The sequence below is a fragment of the Streptomyces sp. MI02-7b genome (assembly GCF_033793585.1).
Taxonomy (GTDB): domain Bacteria; phylum Actinomycetota; class Actinomycetes; order Streptomycetales; family Streptomycetaceae; genus Actinacidiphila.
Genome location: NZ_JARAWX010000033.1, coordinates 39746 through 55416, shown reverse-complemented (window position 1 = coordinate 55416; position 15671 = coordinate 39746). Strand labels below are relative to the sequence as shown.

Annotated in this window: 12 protein-coding genes; 9 read left to right on the top strand and 3 right to left on the bottom strand. The window is 73.9% G+C overall.

Annotated features, from left to right (window positions below; translation table 11 throughout):
- Position 1: 1 nt before the first annotated feature.
- Positions 2-3310, top strand: coding sequence for an ATP-dependent helicase (locus PV364_RS36145; protein ID WP_401978053.1), 3309 nt, complete (start codon positions 2-4; stop codon positions 3308-3310).
- Positions 3311-3731: 421 nt separating this feature from the next.
- On the opposite strand, the gene PV364_RS36140 is transcribed toward PV364_RS36145, so the two are convergent.
- Positions 3732-3923 (bottom strand): hypothetical protein, encoded by a 192-nt coding sequence (locus PV364_RS36140; protein ID WP_319665077.1) that lies wholly within the window; start codon positions 3921-3923, stop codon positions 3732-3734.
- A gap of 200 nt (positions 3924-4123) precedes the next feature.
- Here PV364_RS36140 and PV364_RS36135 point away from each other — a divergent pair, with 200 nt between their 5' ends.
- From PV364_RS36135 to nudC, 3 genes are read left to right on the top strand one after another with little or no spacing between them, the layout of a single operon-like run.
- Positions 4124-7636, top strand: a complete 3513-nt coding sequence (locus PV364_RS36135; protein ID WP_319665075.1) for an ATP-dependent DNA helicase — start codon at positions 4124-4126, stop codon at positions 7634-7636.
- 10 nt (positions 7637-7646) lie between these two features.
- A complete protein-coding gene (locus PV364_RS36130; RefSeq protein WP_319665074.1) occupies positions 7647-9035 on the top strand; it encodes a dipeptidase in 1389 nt (462 codons plus the stop codon).
- A 52-nt stretch (positions 9036-9087) separates the two neighbouring features.
- Positions 9088-10059, top strand: a complete 972-nt coding sequence (nudC, locus tag PV364_RS36125) for an NAD(+) diphosphatase (RefSeq protein WP_401978044.1) — start codon at positions 9088-9090, stop codon at positions 10057-10059.
- A gap of 103 nt (positions 10060-10162) precedes the next feature.
- On the opposite strand, the gene PV364_RS36120 is transcribed toward nudC, so the two are convergent.
- On the bottom strand, positions 10163-10420 hold the full coding sequence (locus PV364_RS36120) for a glutaredoxin domain-containing protein (protein ID WP_319665069.1): 258 nt from the start codon (positions 10418-10420) through the stop codon (positions 10163-10165).
- A gap of 162 nt (positions 10421-10582) precedes the next feature.
- Between PV364_RS36120 and PV364_RS36115 the strand changes: the two genes are divergently transcribed.
- The 5 genes from PV364_RS36115 to PV364_RS36095 all read left to right on the top strand — a co-directional run bounded on the left by PV364_RS36115 (position 10583) and on the right by PV364_RS36095 (position 14269).
- Entirely contained in the window at positions 10583-12769 is a 2187-nt protein-coding gene (locus tag PV364_RS36115; protein ID WP_319665068.1) for an ATP-dependent DNA helicase UvrD2, read from the top strand.
- Between the two features lie 153 nt (positions 12770-12922).
- The gene (locus tag PV364_RS36110; protein WP_319665066.1) at positions 12923-13225 is read left to right on the top strand and encodes a hypothetical protein; all 303 of its coding nucleotides are present in this window, start codon (positions 12923-12925) and stop codon (positions 13223-13225) included.
- A 103-nt stretch (positions 13226-13328) separates the two neighbouring features.
- Positions 13329-13676, top strand: a complete 348-nt coding sequence (locus tag PV364_RS36105) for a WhiB family transcriptional regulator (protein ID WP_319665065.1) — start codon at positions 13329-13331, stop codon at positions 13674-13676.
- Complete coding sequence (locus PV364_RS36100) at positions 13673-13990, top strand: hypothetical protein (RefSeq protein ID WP_319665063.1); 318 nt, start codon at positions 13673-13675, stop codon at positions 13988-13990. The genes PV364_RS36105 and PV364_RS36100 overlap by 4 nt, the downstream gene beginning before the upstream one ends.
- A 78-nt stretch (positions 13991-14068) precedes the next feature.
- On the top strand, positions 14069-14269 hold the full coding sequence (locus PV364_RS36095; RefSeq protein ID WP_319665062.1) for a hypothetical protein: 201 nt from the start codon (positions 14069-14071) through the stop codon (positions 14267-14269).
- Positions 14270-14292: 23 nt separating this feature from the next.
- On the opposite strand, the gene PV364_RS36090 is transcribed toward PV364_RS36095, so the two are convergent.
- The gene (locus tag PV364_RS36090; protein ID WP_319665061.1) at positions 14293-15663 is read right to left on the bottom strand and encodes an AarF/ABC1/UbiB kinase family protein; all 1371 of its coding nucleotides are present in this window, start codon (positions 15661-15663) and stop codon (positions 14293-14295) included.
- Positions 15664-15671: the final 8 nt, after the last annotated feature.

Here is a 15671-nt window from a genome sequence, read left to right as displayed (position 1 = left end):
CGTGACCTCCTCCTTCACTCGGCAGACGGACGCCGCCGCGCGGCGCTCCGGGGGGACGGCCGGGCCCGTGGGCGGCTACCGACTGCTACGGACCCCGCCGCAACCGGTGACGCCCCCTGAACTGGACGCCTCCCAGCGCGCGGTGGTTGAGCACACGGGCGGACCGCTGCTGGTCCTCGCCGGACCGGGCACCGGCAAGACGACCACCCTGGTGGAGTCCGTCGCCGAACGGGTGCGGCGCGGCACCGACCCCGGGCGCGTCCTCGTGCTCACCTTCGGCCGCAAGGCGGCCGGCGAGCTGCGCGACCGCATGGCCGCCCGGATGGGCGGCGTCCCCCGTGCCGGAGGCCAGGGGAGCGCGGCGGCCCCGGCGGCGACCACCTTCCACTCGTTCTGCTACGCCCTGGTCCGGGCCCACCAGGACCCCGAGCTGTTCGCCGACCCCCTGCGCCTGCTGTCCGGCCCCGAGCAGGACCTCGCCGTGCGCGAGCTGCTGGCCGGCGAGCCCGACCTGGAGCGCGCCGGACGGGGCCGCGTGCGCTGGCCCGACGAGCTGCGGGCCGCGCTGACCACGCGCGGCTTCGCCGACGAGGTCCGCGCCGTGCTCGCCCGCACCCGGGAACTGGGCCTCGGGCCGCGCTCCCTGGCGGCCTTCGCGGGCCGCACCGGCCGCCCGGACTGGACCGCGGCCGCCGGGTTCCTCGCCGAGTACCTGGACGTCCTCGACCTGCAGGGCGTCATCGACTACGCCGAGCTCGTGCACCGCGCCGTGCTCCTGGCCGGGCGGCCCGAGGTCGCCCGGCACCTCGCCGAGGCCTACGAGGCCGTGTACGTGGACGAGTACCAGGACACCGACCCCGCCCAGGTGCGGCTGCTGCACGCGCTGGCCGGCGGCGGCCGGACCCTGGTGGCGTTCGGCGACCCGGACCAGTCCATCTACGCCTTCCGCGGCGCCGACGTGAACGGCATCCTCGGCTTCCCCGACGCCTTCCGGCACCGCGACGGCCGCCCCGCCGACGTACGCGTCCTCGGAGTCGCCCGGCGCTCCGGCGCGCGGCTGCTCGCCGCCACCCGGCTGCTCACCGCCCGTATGCCGCTGACCCGGCTGCCGGCCGCCGCCGTCCGCGCCCACCGCGAACTGGCGCCGGTCCGCGACGGCGGCGCCCTGGCCGTCCGCACCTACCCGACGCCCGGCGCCGAGCTCGACGGCATCGCCGACGTCCTGCGCCGCGCCCATCTGGAGGACGGCCTGCGCTGGTCGGACATGGCCGTCCTGGTCCGCGCCGGTTCCCGCTCGCTGCCCGCGCTGCGCCGGGCGCTCACCTCCGCGGGCGTCCCCGTCGACATCGACGGCGACGACCTGCCGCTGCGCGACGAGCCCGCCGTGGCGCCGCTCCTGCTCGCCCTGAGCGTGTGCGCGCAGGCGGCCGTGTCCGAGCCGCCGCGGCTGGACGTGGAGGACGCCCTGACCCTGCTGGGCTCCCCGCTGGGCGGCATGGACGCCGCCGACCTGCGGCGCCTGGGCCGCGCCCTGCGCGAGGAGGAACGGGCCGCCGGTGTGGCCGTGCCCAGGCCCTCGGACGAGCTGATCACCGAGGCGCTCGCCGAGCCCGAGCGCCTCGTCGCGCACGACCCCTCGTACGCGCGCGGCGCCCAGCGCCTGGGCGGGCTGCTGCGGGCCGCGCGCGAGCTGCTGGCGGACGGCGGCACCGCCGAGGACGCCCTGTGGGCGCTCTGGGACGGCACCCCCTGGCCGGGGCGGCTGGAACGCGCCGCCCTGCGCGGCGGCGCGGCCGGCCGCAACGCCGACCGCGACCTGGACGCGGTCTGCGCGCTGTTCGACACCGCGGCGCGGGCCGAGGAGCGCACCGGCGGTCGTGGCGCGCTGAACTTCCTGGAGGAACTGGCCGCTCAGGACATCGCCGCCGACGTGCTGACCCGCCGCGCCGTCCGCCCGGACGCCGTACGGCTGATGACGGCACACCGCTCCAAGGGCCTGGAATGGCCGCTCGTGGTCGTCGCGGGCGTCCAGGAGGGGCTCTGGCCCGACCTGCGCCGCCGCGGCTCCCTGCTGGAGGCCGACCGCATCGGGCGGGACGGCCTGGCCGAGCCCCTGACACCCGGGGCGCTGCTCACCGAGGAGCGCCGGCTGTTCTATGTCGCCGCGACCCGGGCCCGCGACCGCCTCGTGGTCACCGCCGTGAAGGCCGCCGCCGACGACGGTGATCAGCCCTCCCGCTTCCTGCGCGAGCTCGGCGTCGAACCGGTGGACGTCACCCACCGCGCCCGGCGCCCCCTGGCCGTCGCCCCGCTCGTGGCCGAACTGCGCGCCACCACCGTGGACCCGGCCGCCTCGCCGGCGCTGCGCGAGGCCGCCGCCGAGCGCCTGGCCCGGCTGGCCGCCCTGGAGGACGCGGGCCAGCCCCTGGTGCCCTCCGCTCATCCGGAGCGCTGGTGGGGGCTGTACGAGCAGACCCGCTCCGAGGTCCCGCTGCGCGACCGCGACCAGCCGGTGGCGCTGTCGGGCAGCGCCCTGGACCAGCTGGCCAACACCTGCGCCCTGCAGTGGTTCCTCGGCCGCGAGGTGAAGGCCGAGCCCCCGGCCACCGCCGCCCAGGGCTTCGGCAACGTCCTGCACGTCCTCGCCGACGAGGTGGCCTCCGGCCGCACCCCGGCCGACCTGGACGTCCTGATGGAGCGGCTGGACTCGGTCTGGAACGCCCTCGCCTTCGACGCGCCCTGGAAGTCGCAGCAGGAGAAGGAGAACGCCCGCGCCGCCCTGGAACGCTTCCTGCACTGGCACGTCATGGAGCGCGGCCGGCTCCCCGTCGCCTCCGAGCACGGCTTCGACGTCACGCTGGAGACCGGCGAGGTCTCCGTCCGCATCCGCGGCAGCATGGACCGGGTCGAGACGGACGCCGAGGGCAACGCCTACGTCGTCGACTTCAAGACCGGCAGGAGCAAGCCCACCGCCGCCGAGGTGGAGCACCACGCGCAGCTCGCCGTCTACCAGCTCGCCGTGCGCGAGGGCGCGGTCGACGGGCTCTTCCACGACACCCGGCCCGCCCCGGGCGGCGCCGAACTCGTGCAGCTGCGCCTCGGCGCCGCCCGCAGGGACGGCGGGGACCAGCAGCCCACCGTCCAGTCCCAGGAGCCGCTGTCCGGGGACTGGGCCGAGGGTCTGCTCGCCGACGCCGCCGCCCGCGTCCTGGACGAGCGCTTCACCCCCTCCAGCGGCCAGCACTGCGACAACTGCGCCTTCAAGGCGGCCTGCAGCGCCCGCCCGGAGGGGCGGCAGGTGGTGGATTGAGGCCGGGGGCGACCAGAGGCGGTCAGCCCGGTGCCTCGGCTGTCCGCCGGTGTCCTGGGCGGCCTCCAGCAGGCGCTGGTGTAGGTGACGAACACGAGCGGATCCGCGCCCGCCTGGCCGGCGAGGAGTTGCGCCGTCGCGAGATGGACGGAATCACGTGACCTGAGCAGCGGATCGTCAGAGGCGGAGGCCGTGGCACGGACCGTCGCGTCGCTCTCGAACCGGTAGAGCCTGGTGATCAGACCGGGGACGCCGGCGAGTGCATGCGGGGCGGATCGACGCAGGGCGCGCGGTACCTCCACCTCGACGAGCGACGACGACACCAGGGGTTCGTCGGGGCGGTTGTTCAGCCAGCCGACCGATTCCCCGGTGCCCAGCTCCCGGCGGACCATCTTGACGATCGCCGTCGAGTCGAGGTGGATCACCAACGCTCCTCGTCGCGCATCCAGACGAGTGCGGCCGCCGTGTCGATTCCCGGATCGCCGAGCGCGGGAGGCAGCGGGATCGGACCCGAGGCCGCGGGTGCGGCGGCGCGCCCTTCGGCGACCATGCGGTCCAGCAGGGACTGGCTGCCCGTGATGGGCACGAGGCGGGCCACAGGGGTTCCGCTCACGGTCACTTCCAGGATTTCGCGTGCTGCACCCGCGCGAGCACGGCACTGGTGTTCCGGTCCGGCTTGCGTACCGGGATGCGCTCCATGGTGGTGGCGTAGGACGTGGTGTTCTGCATCACCAGGGCGGAACCAAAAGGGAGGGCGGCCGGGAGTCCCGGCGGCTCCGCCCGCTGTCGGTGGCGCCCGATAGCCTCCCCTTTGTGTCGTCCCGTATCAGCGGCCCCGACCAGCTCAAGGAGCTGCTGGGCATCCCGTTCACCCCGGAGCAGCTGGCGTGCATCACCGCGCCGCTCGCGCCGCAGGTGATCGTGGCCGGCGCCGGGTCGGGGAAGACGACGGTCATGGCGGCCCGCGTGGTGTGGCTGGTCGGTACCGGGCAGGTCGCGCCGGAGCAGGTGCTGGGGCTGACGTTCACCAACAAGGCGGCGGGGGAGCTGTCCGAGCGTGTGCGCAAGGCGCTGGTCCGGGCCGGCGTCACCGACCCGGACCCGGGCGACCCCGACCACGCCCCCGGCGAGCCGCAGATCTCCACGTACCACGCCTTCGCCGGGCAGTTGCTGAAGGAGCACGGGCTGCGCATCGGGCTGGAGCCCTCCGCGCGGCTGCTCGCCGACGCGACGCGCTACCAGCTGGCCGCCAAGGTGCTGCGCGCCGCGCCCGGTCCCTTCCCCGCGCTCACCAAGGGCATCCCGGGACTGGTCAGCGATCTGCTGGCGCTGGAGGGCGAGCTCGCGGAGCACCTGGTGCCGCCCGAGCGGCTTCTCGCGCACGACCGCGCGTGGCTCGCCGAGCTCGACGGGGTCCGGCTCACCAATGCCGACCTGCGCCGGCTTCCCGAGACCGCCCGCGCCCGTACCGACCTCACCGGTCTCGCGGCCGCCTACCGCGCCGAGAAGAAGAGGCGCGACCTGCTCGACTTCGGCGACCAGATAGCGCTGTCGGCGACTCTCGCCCGCACCCGGCCGGAGGTCGGCCGCATTCTGCGCGAGCAGTACGCAGTGGTGCTGCTCGACGAGTACCAGGACACCTCCGTCGCGCAGGGCCTGCTGCTCTCCGGCCTGTTCGGCGACGGCACCGGCCACCCGGTCACCGCCGTCGGCGACCCCTGCCAGGCCATCTACGGCTGGCGCGGGGCGTCGGTCGCCAACCTCGACGACTTCCCCCGCCACTTCGCGCACGCCGACGGCACCCCGGCCCGCCGCCAGTCGCTGTCGGAGAACCGGCGCAGTGGTGGCCGCCTGCTGGACCTCGCCAATGAGCTCGCCACCGAGCTGCGCGAACGCCACGAAGGCGTCGAGGCCCTGCGGCCCGCCCCCGGTGCCGAGCGGGACGGTGTCGTGCGCTGCGCGCTGCTGCCGACGCAGGAGGAGGAGATCGACTGGATCGCCGACTCCATCGCCCACCTGGTCCGCACGGGCACCGCCCCGGGCGAGATCGCGGTGCTGTGCCGGGCGGCCGGACACTTCGCCGACATCCATGCCGCGCTCGTCGCCCGCGACGTGCCCGTGGAGGTCGTCGGCCTGTCGGGGCTGCTCGACCTCCCGGAGGTCGCCGACCTGGTCGCGGTCTGCGAGGTGCTGCAGGACCCGACCGCCAACGCCGCCCTCGTACGGCTCCTGACCGGGCCGCGCTGGCGCATCGGCGCCCGGGACCTGGCGCTGCTGGGAAGGCGGGCGCGGCTGCTGGTGCCGGGCCGCGGCGAGATCGCCGACCGGCTGGCGGCCGCCGTGGAGGGCGTCGACCCGGCCGAGGTGATCTCGCTGGCCGACGCCTTGGAGACCTTCGTCGACGGCGAGCCCGAGGACCGCCTGCCCTTCTCGCCCGAGGCGCGGGTGCGCTTCGCGCGGCTGGCCACCGAGATACGGGAACTGCGCCGCGCCCTGGCCGACCCGCTGATGGATGTGCTGCACCGGGTGCTGGCGGTCACCGGCCTGGAGGTCGAGCTCTCCGCGTCCCCGCACGCCCTGGCCGCCCGGCGCCGCGAGACGCTGCACGCCTTCCTGGACGTCGCCGCCGGCTTCGCGTCCCTGGACGGCGAGGCGACCCTGCAGGCCTTCCTCGCCTTCCTGCGCACCGCGGCGCAGTACGAGAAGGGCCTGGACAGCTCGCTGCCCGGCGGCGAGAACACGGTCAAGGTGCTCACCGCCCACAAGTCCAAGGGCCTGGAGTGGGACGTCGTCGCCGTCCCCGGCCTGGTCCGCAAGGGCTTCCCGAGCGAGCGCGGCCGGGAGCTGTGGCACACCAACGCCAAGGTGCTGCCGCACGCCCTGCGCGGCGACGCCGCCACGCTCCCCGACGTGGAGGAGTGGTCGCGGGCGGGTCTGGCCGCCTTCAAGACGGCGATGGCCGAGCACAACCGCGTGGAGGAACTGCGGCTCGGCTACGTCACCTTCACCCGCCCCCGCTCCCTGCTGCTCGGCTCCGGCCACTGGTGGGGTCCCACGCAGAAGCGCCCCTTCGGGCCCTCCGCCTTCCTGGACGCGCTGCGCACCCACTGCGAGGCCGGCCACGGCGAGGTCGAGCACTGGGCCGACCCGCCGGAGGAGGACGCCGCCAACCCGGCGCTCAGCCGCGGCACCGAGCCCGCCTGGCCGCTGCCCCTGGACCCGCAGGCCCTGGCGCGCCGCCGCGAGGCCGCCCGTCGTGTGCTGGACCACCTGGGCGCCTCCCTGCGGCGGACGCCCGCCGGCGCGGCACCGGTCGACCCCGACTGGCCGCCACCGGAGGAGGAGCCGCCCTTCGACGACGAGGAGCCGCCGTACGACGTCGGGGAGCCACCGTACGAGACCGAGGAGGAGGCCGGCGACTGGGAGGACTGGCCCGCCGAACGGCCCGCCGTCCCCGGGCCGCGGCCGGTGCCCGCGCCCGTGCCCCGACAGGAGGCCGTGCCGGAGTTCGGACCCGGACCCGGACCCGAGTTCGGACCCGGACTCGATACCGGACCCGAGCCCGAGCCCGGACCCGGACCCGAGCCCGGACCCGAGCACAGCGGCCGCGCGCCGCTGCTCCCGGAGGAGGCGCGGCTGGCCGCCTCCTGGGACCGCGACCTGGACGCCCTCGCAGCCGAGCTGCGCCGGGCCCGCGCCGCCGTGCGCGACGTGCCGCTGCCGCCCGCACTGACCGCGTCCCAGCTGCTGCGCCTGGCCGCCGATCCCGACGGCTTCGCCCGCGAGCTGGCCCGTCCGATGCCGCGCCGGCCGCAGCCCGGCGCGCGCCGGGGCACGCGCTTCCACGCCTGGGTGGAGTCCCGGTTCGAGGAACTGCCGCTGATCGCCCCCGAGGACCTGCCCGGCATCGAGGGCGACGACGAGATCGCCGACGAGCGCGACCTGGCCGCGCTCAAGGAGGCCTTCCTCGCCACCCCCTACGCCGAGCGCACGCCCTACCGCGTCGAGGCGCCGTTCCAGCTCAGCCTGGCCGGACGGGTGATCCGCGGCCGGATCGACGCGGTCTACCGGGACGGCGACCGCTACGAGATCGTCGACTGGAAGACCGGCCGCACGGGCTCCGCCGACCCGCTGCAGCTCGCGGTCTACCGGCTCGCCTGGGCCGAGCAGCACCGCGTACCGCCGGAACGGATCACTGCCGCCTTCCTCCACGTCCGCACGGGCGAACTGGTCCGTCCGCCCGCGCTGCCGGGCCGGGCGGCGCTGGAGCGACTGCTGCTGGGGGAGCCCGGAGGCGACGAGGGCTCCGGGGCCGTCGCCCGATAGGCTGAAGGCCATGAGCACCACCCCGGACAGCGCCGTCCGTACGTACATCGCGACCCACCGTGAGGCTTTTCTCGGCGAACTCGCCGAGTGGCTGCGCATCCCGTCCGTGTCGGCCGATCCCGAGCGGTCCGGGGACGTCGGGCGCAGTGCCCGGTGGCTGGCCGCGAAGCTGCGGGAGACGGGGTTCCCGGTCGCCGAGGTGTGGCCGACCGCGGGCGGGCCCGCGGTCTTCGCCGAGTGGCCCAGCGACGACCCGGACGCGCCGACGGTGCTGGTCTACGGCCACCACGACGTGCAGCCCGCGGCCCGCGAGGACGGCTGGGACAGCGACCCCTTCGAGCCCGTGGTCCGCGACGGGCGGATGTACGCGCGCGGCGCCGCCGACGACAAGGGCCAGGTGTTCTTCCACACACTCGGTGTCCGCGCCCACCTGGCCGCCACCGGCCGCACCACCCCCGCCGTGCACCTGAAGCTGCTGGTCGAGGGCGAGGAGGAGGCCGGCTCGCCGCACTTCGCCGACCTGGTGCGCGCCCACGCCGACCGGCTGGCCTGCGACACGGTGATCGTCTCCGACACCGGCATGTGGGACGAGGACACCCCGACCGTCTGCACCGGTATGCGCGGCCTCGTCGACTGCCAGGTCGACCTGCGCGGCCCCGACCAGGACATCCACTCCGGTTCCTTCGGAGGCGCCGTCCCCAATCCGGCCACCGAGGCGGCCCGGCTGGCCGCCGGACTGCACGACGCGGACGGGAGGGTGGCGATCCCCGGTTTCTACGACGGCGTCGTGGAGCTGACCGGGCGGGAGCGCGAACTGTTCGCGCGGCTGCCCTTCGACGAGAAGCGCTGGCTGCGCACCGCCCGGTCGTACGCGGCGGGCGGCGAGGCCGGCCACTCCACCCTGGAGCGGATCTGGGCCCGCCCGACCGCCGAGGTCAACGGCATCGGCGGCGGCTACCAGGGGCCCGGCGGCAAGACGATCGTGCCGGCCTCCGCCCAGCTCAAGCTGTCCTTCCGGCTGGTCGCCGGGCAGGACACCGACACGGTGCAGCGACTGGTCGCCGACTGGATCGCCGCGCGCGTCCCGGACGGCGTCCGGCACGAGATCACCTTCTGGGGCGCCACCCGCCCGTGCCTGACGCCTCTGGACCACCCGGCGCTGGGCGCGCTGACGCGCGCCATGGGGCGGGCCTTCGGCAAGGAGATCCTGTTCACTCGTGAGGGTGGTTCCGGACCGGCGGCCGACCTGCAGGACGTGCTCGGTGCCCCCGTTCTCTTCCTGGGAATTTCCGTGCCGTCCGACGGTTGGCATTCAGTGAACGAGAAGGTCGAGCTCGACCTGCTTCTGAAGGGCGTGGAGACCTCCGCGTACCTGTGGAGCGAGTTCGCGACTCTGTGAGCATCCGCAAGAATCCGCGCGCTACGGGGAGTTGACAGCAGCTTTGTCCGATATGCCTGGTACGTCCGGCGATGCTGGCACCGGGAAGAACTCCGGCCCGGTGTCCGAACCGGCGGCCCTCCCGCCCCTGGCCCGTTGGTCGGGCATCGACCGTGCCGCCCTGCACCGCCTCGACGAGGCGTGGCTGGCGGCCGCCTGGAGTCACCCCACGACCCGGGTCTTCGTGGTGTCGGGTGGCCAGGTGCTGGTCGAGGACACCCCGGACGGCGGGACCGAGCTGGTCATGATGCCGTCCTTCGAGGCCCCGGAGAGCGAGGTGCACCGCTACTTCCTCGGCATCGACGAGGACGGCGTGCGCTACTTCGCGCTCCAGAAGGACAGCCTCCCCGGCCGGATGGACGACGTCGCCCGCCCGGCCGGACTGCGCGAGGTGGGCGCGCTGCTCTCCGACCGTGACGCCGGGCTGATGGTGCACGCGGTGGCGCTGGAGAACTGGCAGCGGATGCACCGCTTCTGCTCCCGCTGCGGCGAGCGCACGGTGGTCGCCGCGGCCGGCCACATCCGTCGCTGCCCGGCCTGCGGCGCCGAGCACTATCCGCGCACCGACCCCGCGGTGATCATGCTGGTCACCGACGACCAGGACCGCGCGCTGCTCGGCCGCCAGGTGCACTGGCCGGAGGGCCGGTTCTCGACCCTGGCGGGCTTCGTGGAGCCGGGGGAGTCCCTGGAGCAGGCCGTCGTCCGCGAGGTCGCGGAGGAGGCCGGGGTGACGGTGGCCGGTGTGTCGTACGTCGCCAGCCAGCCGTGGCCGTTCCCCTCCAGCCTGATGCTGGGCTTCATGGCCTGGGCCTCGTCGTCGGAGATCACGGTGGACGGCGAGGAACTGCACGAGGCGCGCTGGTTCTCCCGCGAGGAGCTGGCCAAGGCGATGGAGACCGGCGAGGTGCTGCCGCCGCACGGCATCTCCATCGCGGCCCGGCTCGTGGAGCGCTGGTACGGCAAGCCGTTGCCGGTACGGCAGTGATCCCCGGCGTGATCGGGGTGGTGGCCGCGGTGGTGGGCGCGGCCGGATGAGCTGAGCGGACGGGCCCGGCCGCGGGGGTACCGCGCGACCGGGCCCGGGGGCCTCAGCTCGCCAGGGCCTGCTTGACCTGGGCGAGGCTCGGGTTGCTCAGCGGGATCGGCTCGGCGCCGCTCTCCGGGGTGACCAGCAGCGTCGGGACCAGCTGGTTCCCGCCGTTCACGGTCTCGACGAACTTCGCCGACTCCGGGTCCTGCTCGATGTTGATCTCCTTGAAGGGGATGCCCTCGCGGTCGAGCTGGCCCTTCAGGCGGCGGCAGTAGCCGCACCACGTGGTGCTGTACATCGTCACAGTTCCGGACATCGGTGTTCGCTCCTCAGGGGCTGGGGGTCTCGGTGAAGATAGCCTCCTGGGAACGCCAACCCCAGGGTCGCGCATTCCTTGCATTCGCATCCGGTGGGACTATCGGACCTCAGCTGTGGATAACTTTCCCGGGTGTCTCCCGGGACCTGGCAGCATGGCGGGGTGACTGCTCCAACCCACTCCCCGCTCTTCCCGGAGTTCTCCGCCGTCCCGGACTCCGCGGACGCCGTGCTCGCCGGGCTCGACCCCGAGCAGCGCGCGGTCGCCACCGCGCTGCACGGCCCGGTGTGCGTGCTGGCCGGCGCCGGTACGGGCAAGACCCGCGCGATCACGCACCGGATCGCGTACGGGGTGCGGGCCGGGATACTGCAGCCCGCCAGCGTCCTCGCGGTCACCTTCACCGCCCGGGCGGCCGGTGAGATGCGCGGGCGGTTGCGGCAGCTGGGCGCGGGCGGCGTGCAGGCGCGCACCTTCCACTCCGCGGCGCTGCGGCAGCTCCAGTACTTCTGGCCGCGCGCGATCGGGGGCGAGATGCCGCGGCTGGCCGAGCGCAAGATCCAGCTGGTCGCCGAGGCCGGCGCACGCTCCCGCATCCGGCTGGACCGCAACGAGCTGCGCGACGTCACCGGCGAGATCGAGTGGGCCAAGGTCACCCAGACCGTCCCGGAGGACTACCCGGCCGCCGCCGCCAAGTCCGCCCGCGAGGTGCCGCGCGACGCCGCGGAGATCGCCCGGATCTACACCACGTACGAGCAGCTCAAGCGTGACCGCGGGGTCATCGACTTCGAGGACGTGCTGCTGCTCACGGTCGGCGTCCTGGAGGACCGTGCGGACGTCGCCGAGGCCGTCCGCTCCCAGTACCAGCACTTCGTCGTCGACGAGTACCAGGACGTCAGCCCGCTGCAGCAGCGGCTGCTCGACCTGTGGCTCGGCGGCCGGGACAGCGTCTGCGTGGTCGGGGACGCCTCGCAGACCATCTACTCCTTCACCGGCGCCACCCCCGAGTTCCTGCTCGGCTTCCGCACCCGGCACCCCGACGCCACCGTGGTCAAGCTGGTCCGCGACTACCGCTCCACCCCGCAGGTCGTGCATCTGGCCAACGGACTGCTGTCGCAGGCCCGCGGCCAGGCCGCCCAGCACCGGCTGGAGCTGGTCTCGCAGCGCGAGGCCGGCCCCGAGCCGTCCTACACCGAGTACGCGGACGAGCCGGCCGAGGCGGAGGGCGCCGCGCGGCGGATCCGGGAGCTGATCGACGACGGAGTGCGGCCCAGCGAGATCGCCGTGCTCTACCGGGTCAACGCGCAGTCCGAGGTCTACGAACAGGCCCTCGCCGACGCCGGGGTGCCCTACCAGCTGCGCGGCGCCGAGCGCTTCTTCGAGCGGCCGGAGGTCCGCGAGGCGGGGATGCTGCTGCGCGGCGCGGCCCGGGCCAGTGATCCGCTGGAGGACGCGGACCTGCCCTCTCACGTCAGGGCGGTGCTGAGCACCCGCGGCTGGTCCCCCGAGCCCCCGGCGGGCTCCGGCGCGGTCCGCGACCGGTGGGAGTCGCTGGCGGCGCTCGTGCGGCTCGCCGAGGACTTCGCCCGCGCCCGCGAGGGCGCCGGCCTCGCGGACTTCGTCGCCGAACTCGACGAGCGGGCCGGCGCCCAGCACGCTCCCACCGTGGAGGGCGTCACGCTGGCCTCGCTGCACGCGGCCAAGGGCCTGGAGTGGGACGCGGTGTTCCTGGTCGGCCTGACCGAGGGCACGATGCCGATCACCTACGCCAAGACCGACGAGCAGGTGGAGGAGGAGCGCCGACTGCTCTACGTCGGCGTCACCCGTGCCCGCTTCCACCTGGGGCTGTCCTGGGCGCTGTCCCGCTCGCCGGGCGGCCGCGGCGGCCGGCGGCCCTCGCGCTTCCTGGACGGGCTGCGGCCGGGCACGACCGCCCGGGGACGGGCGGGCGGCCGCCCGGCGGCCGGCGGCGGGGTGGAACGCGGCGCGGGCGGCCGGCGGCGACGCGGACCGGTGCACTGCCGGGTCTGCGGGCGCACGCTCTCCGACGCCGGCGAGATCAAGCTGATGCGCTGTGAGGACTGCCCCTCCGACATGGACGAGGCGCTGTACGAGCGGCTGCGCGAGTGGCGGGTCGAGCAGGCCAAGGCGCTCGGTCAGCCCGCCTACTGCGTCTTCACCGACAAGACGCTGCTCGCCATCGCGGAGGTAAGGCCCTCCACGGAGGCTGAATTGTCGGTTATCTCCGGAGTCGGGGCCCGCAAACTGGACAAGTTCGGCGCCGAGGTTCTCGCCCTGTGCACGGGCTCCGGGACAGGTGATGAACCTGTTGCAGAAGACCCCGAAAAATAGTTTGCGCGCCCCGAGGAAATCCCCATAGCCTGCGTGAGCGCGGACGACGCGGCTTCGTGGAGGACCTTCCCGGAGCGGTGGAATCCGTGATGTACTAACCCCGCAAGACGTGTCCAGACCAGCCCCACGAGACGCCGAGAGGAGGCGAGACCAGTGATCACTTACATCGACACCACGACCGATCGCACGGTCGTCGCCGCCTGCCCGCTCGGTGCCTCGCTCCTCGGCACCGGTCTGTCCAGCAGCCTGTCCGGTCGTGTGTCCGCCCTGGGCACTCCCGCTCTCTCCCTGCGGGAGCGCGCGGGCGAGCGACCGACTCAGGCGCCGGCGGAAGCGGTAATGGCACAGGCCAAGGCCTATGCCTTTGCGGCGACCAATGGTGCCGGAAACCCGAAGACGCAGCAGCACCCGAAGTGGGCCTTCCGCGGGCTCGAACCCTGGAGTGATCCAGCCTGACAGACAATCAGGCCGGCGCCTTCAGGGCCGCGGAATCCCAGACCGGGATCCGCGGCCCTTCTGTTTTCCCACCCACGACAAACAGACGAGGAACGAAGCGAACGTGCACATCACCTCGCACGCACCGTCCGTACCCACCCCAGTTCGCCCGCCTGACCCGGAGGTCACCTTGATCCCCCTCACCGAGCTCGACGACGAGATCGAGCGCCTCGGCGTACCCGTCCCGTGCCGGACCTTCGACCCGGAGGTCTTCTTCGCAGAGTCCCCGGCCGACGTCGAGTACGCCAAGTCGCTGTGCCAGACCTGCCCGGTCCGTGAGGCCTGCCTCGCCGGCGCGAAGGACCGCCGCGAGCCCTGGGGTGTCTGGGGTGGCGAGCTGTTCGTCCAGGGTGTCGTGGTGCCCCGCAAGCGGCCGCGTGGTCGCCCGCGCAAGAACGCGGTCATGGCATGAAGCGTCCAGCCGTCGGAACGATCGATCGACCCCTCACGCACGACCCGATGAAACAGGCCCCGATGAGTCCGTCCACCAACGAACGCCCCGCACCTTCCGCCGGCGCGCCGACCGCGCGCCAGAACAGGAACCTCGAAATGCAACTCATGCCAGAAGCTCTGGCCCGTGCCCATATGCAAGAGCGCCTCTACGAGGCCGAGCACGAACGCATGGCGCTGCGCGTGCTCACCGCCCGCCGGCTGCAGCGCCGTGCCGAACGTGCCTCGCTGCGCGCCCGCCGCGCGCTCGCGATGGCCGTGATGCAGCAGCGGTAGCACAGCGGTCACACATCCGTAACGACACACAACCGCGGGGCCGGTCGATTTCGACCGGCCCCGCGATATCGTCGGGAAGTGGACCAGAAGACTCAAGTCGATCGGGTCGGGACTGCTCCCACGACGACGACGTGCGCCCGCTGCGGCGCGGTCGCCCAGGAGCTCCCCCTCACCTGGACCTGCTCGGTGGAGAACGGCGGTCGCGTGTACTTCTGCGACGACTGCGCGCGCAGCAACATCCGCAGTATCGAGGGGCGGCTGGATTCCGCCTGGTGGTAGCGCCCTGACGACAGGGCACGCACCTAGGCCGAGGCGTCCTCGACCTCGGGCAGGGGTGCCTCCCCCTCCCCGGCGAACCCGGGCAGCCACTCGAGCAACTCGTCCCGCAGCCGCACGGTCGCCGACAGCTGGCACAGCACCCCGATGGTGCTCAGGGTCACCCGGTGGATCAGCAGGTACGAGGGCGGCAGGTTGAGCTGCTTGCCCAACTGGTGGGCGGGCGAGCGCGGGTCGGCGATCCGTGCGGCCTGCGCGCGCATCCAGTCGCGGGCGAAGGCGAACTCCTCCTCCGCCGCGGGCTCGATGATCGGCCGCAGATAGTCCAGCACGGCGTCCGGATCGAGGTCGATGGTCGGCCTGACGAAGCCCTCCTGGCGGAGCATCGCGTGCACCGACTCGGCGTCGTCCGCCAGCGCCATCCGCAGGGCCGTCCCTATCGGCACCGGGAGGCCCTCCGGAAGCCGGTCGACGGTGCCGAAGTCCAGCACGCCCAGCCGCCAGCCGGCCGCCGGGCCGTCGTCCACCAGCAACCGGAAGTTGCCCGGGTGCGGGTCGGCGTGCAGCAGGCCCGTACGGGCGGGGCCGGCGAACAGGAAGCGCGCCAGCAGCTGCCCCGCGCGGTCGCGCATCTCCTGGCTGCCCCGGGAGATCACCTCCGCCAGCGGGACCCCGTCCATCCACTCGGTGACCAGCACCCGTTCGGTGCGGTGCACCACGTCCGGCACGAACACGTCCGGATCGCCGGCGAACTCCGCCGCGTGCGCGTGCTGGGCCTGGGCCTCCAACTCGTAGTCGAGTTCCTCCGAGATCCGGTCGCGCAGTTCCGTGATCAGCGGCTTGATGTCCATACCGGGGATCAGCGGGCCGAACAGCCTTGCCACCCGGCCCAGTTGGCTCAGGTCCGACAGCAGGGCGTCGCCCGCGCCGGGGTACTGCACCTTCACCGCGACCTTGCGGCCGTCGTGCCACACGGCGCGGTGCACCTGCCCGATCGAGGCGGCGGCCGCGGGCTGGTCCTCGAACTCCGCGAACAGCTCGCGCCAGTCCTCGCCCAGTCGCTCCGCCAGCACCCCGTGCACGGTGCGGGCAGGCATCGGCGGCGCCGCGTCCTGCAGTTTGGTGAGCGCCGCCCGGTAGGGGCCGGCCACCTCCTCGGGCAGCGCGGCCTCGAAGACGGACAGTGCCTGCCCGAATTTCATGGCCCCGCCCTTGAGCTCTCCGAGAACCTTGAAAAGCTGCTCGGCGGTCCGCTGCTGGAGCTCGATCGCGACCTCGTCCGCGGGGCGGCCCCCGAGTCGCTTGCCCAGCCCCAGTGTCGCCCGGCCCGCGAATCCCAGGGGGAGCGCGGCCAACTTGGCGGTTCGGGTCACCGCTTTACGCGGAAGATCAGACATGCGCCCCC